This window comes from Streptomyces sp. NPDC000941 (assembly GCF_053599555.1).
Window position 1 is genome coordinate 1 of record NZ_JBSFMM010000505.1, and the last position, 2,285, is coordinate 2,285.

Here is a 2,285-nt window from a genome sequence, read left to right on the forward strand (position 1 = left end):
GCATTACCCGCGGCGCCCGCCGCCGCCGCGGCGCGGCAGATCGTCGTGGCCCCGGGCGGGCACGACACCGGCGCGGGCACCCTGGAGGACCCGCTGGCCACCATCCAGATGGCGGTGGACCGAAGCGGGCCCGGAGACACCATCGCGGTCCGCGGCGGCACCTACGAGCTGACCGACAACATCACGATCGCCACCTCCGGTACGGCGGGCAGCCCCATCACGCTGACCAACTACTCCGGTGAGCACGTCGTCATCGACGGCGAGCGGCTGCCCGCCAGCCACACCCCGGTCGGCGGCTCCATCCCCCGGGCCGAGCGCGGGGCCATCCACCAGGAGGCCTCGTACTGGCGGATCCGGGGTCTGGAGATCGTCCACGGGCCGTACGGGATCTACTGCGCCGGCTGCAACGACAACGAGTTCACCGGCCTGACCACGCGCGACAACTACGAGTCCGGTTTCCAGCTCCAGGGCGCCTCCAGTCGCAACCTGATCGCGAACCTCGACTCGTACGGCAACCGCGACCCGCGCAAAAACGGCGAGAGCGCCGACGGCCTGGCCATCAAGGAGGGGCAGGGCGAGGGCAATCGAGTCCGCGGGGCCAGGCTGTGGAACAACGCGGACGACGGCTTCGACGCCTGGGAGTTCACCTCCCCCATCGCCATCGAGAACACGATCGCCTACGGCAACGGGTTCAACCGGTGGAACTTCCCCGACTTCACCGGTGACGGCAACGGCTTCAAGATGGGCGGCGGTGGCGATGTGGACCCGCCCGCCGACCATTCACTGCGCAACGCCATCGCCTTCGGCAACGCGGCGCACGGCGTCACGGACAACGGCAACCCGGGCGCCCTCGCCATCTCCCGCACCACCACCTACCGCAACGGCGGCAGCGGCTTCCGGACGGACCGGTCGCGCGCCACGCTCACCGCGAACCTCTCGCTGCTGGACACCGAGCCGGTCCAGCTCGGCAGCTCCACCTCGAAGGGCAACTCCTGGGACCTGGGCGGGGTGTGGAACGAGAGCTCGGTGCTGAGCACCGACCAGGCGAAGATCACCGGCCCCCGCGCGGCGGACGGCTCGATCCCGTCCTCGGCCTTCCTCGTCCCCCGCGACGGCTCGGCCCTCGGCGCCCGTTTCTGACACCACGCGGGTCAGGCCCCGTGTGCCCCCGCCTGACCGAGCCGGGAGACAGGGCCGGTTAGTCCGGTTCGGAGCGGGGGACGAGTGTCCTTGACGGACGGGCCCACACCGCGCGATGCGGCGCCAGGACGGGATACGTATGGGATACGGGGCACGCAAGATCGAGCGAGCGGCGGCCCCGGACGGCTGCCCGGTACGGCGGGGGCCCGACGGGGTCTGGCAGGTGTGCGGATACGCGGAGGCCCGCGCCGTGTTGCGCAGCACTGGCGCCGTACAGGCCGGTCTGGGCATCGAGACCGTGGAGAAGCTGCCGTCGGGGCTCCGGCGGCCGGTGCTGTACCGGGACGGCCCCGAACACCGGGAACACCGACGGCAGACCGCCCGGTTCTTCACGCCTCGCCGTGTCGACGAGCGGTACCGCGAGGTCATGGTCCGGGTCGCGGAGGCGCAGATCGACAAGGTCCGCGCCGCGGAGCGGGCACATCTGGCCGATCTGAGTTTCCATCTGGCGATCGAGGTGGCCGCGTCCGTCATCGGTCTGACGGAGAGCCGGCCCGGCATCCGGCGCCGGCTGGAGCGCTTCTTCCCCGAGAAGTTCGGGACGCCGGGGTTGACCAGCCTGCACGGTATCCACTGGCTGCTGCGTCGACACGTGAACTGGTTGCGGGTCTATCTGGCCGACGTACGCCCGGCCGTGCGGGCCCGCCGCGGACAGCGCCGGGACGATCTGATCTCCCATCTGCTCGACGAAGGGTGCTCGACCGGGGAGATCCTGGGCGAGTGTCTGACCTTCGCCGCGGCGGGCATGATCACCACCCGGGAGTTCGTCAATGTCGCGGCCTGGCATCTGTTCACCGACGACGCGCTGCTCGGGCGGTACCGGGCCGCGGACGAGCCCGGCCGGATCGCGATCCTGCACGAGATCCTGCGGCTGGAGCCGGTCATCGGCCGGCTGCGCCGCCGTACCACCGCCGCGCTGGAACTGTCCGGCGACGACGGTGTGGTGACGGTTCCGACCGGGGCGCTGGTCGAGGTGGACCTGGAGAGCACCAATGTCGACGCCCGTGCGGTGGGCGAGCGGCCGGAGCTGATCCGCCCCGGCCGCCCCCTGGCCGAGGGCGCCGGGGCGGCCGGTCTGGCCTTCG

General features: G+C 71.6%; 2 protein-coding genes. Both read left to right on the plus strand.

All coding sequences use genetic code 11. The annotated features are described in order from the left end of the window. Nucleotides 1–1,140: right-handed parallel beta-helix repeat-containing protein (locus ACWDSL_RS53115; RefSeq protein ID WP_450496924.1), on the plus strand; the 1,140-nt coding region annotated here is incomplete at its 5' end. Nucleotides 1,141–1,279: 139 nt separating this feature from the next. Continuing rightward, nucleotides 1,280–2,285, plus strand: a 1,006-nt coding sequence (locus ACWDSL_RS53120; RefSeq protein WP_450496926.1) for a cytochrome P450, incomplete at its 3' end; no start/stop codon positions are given.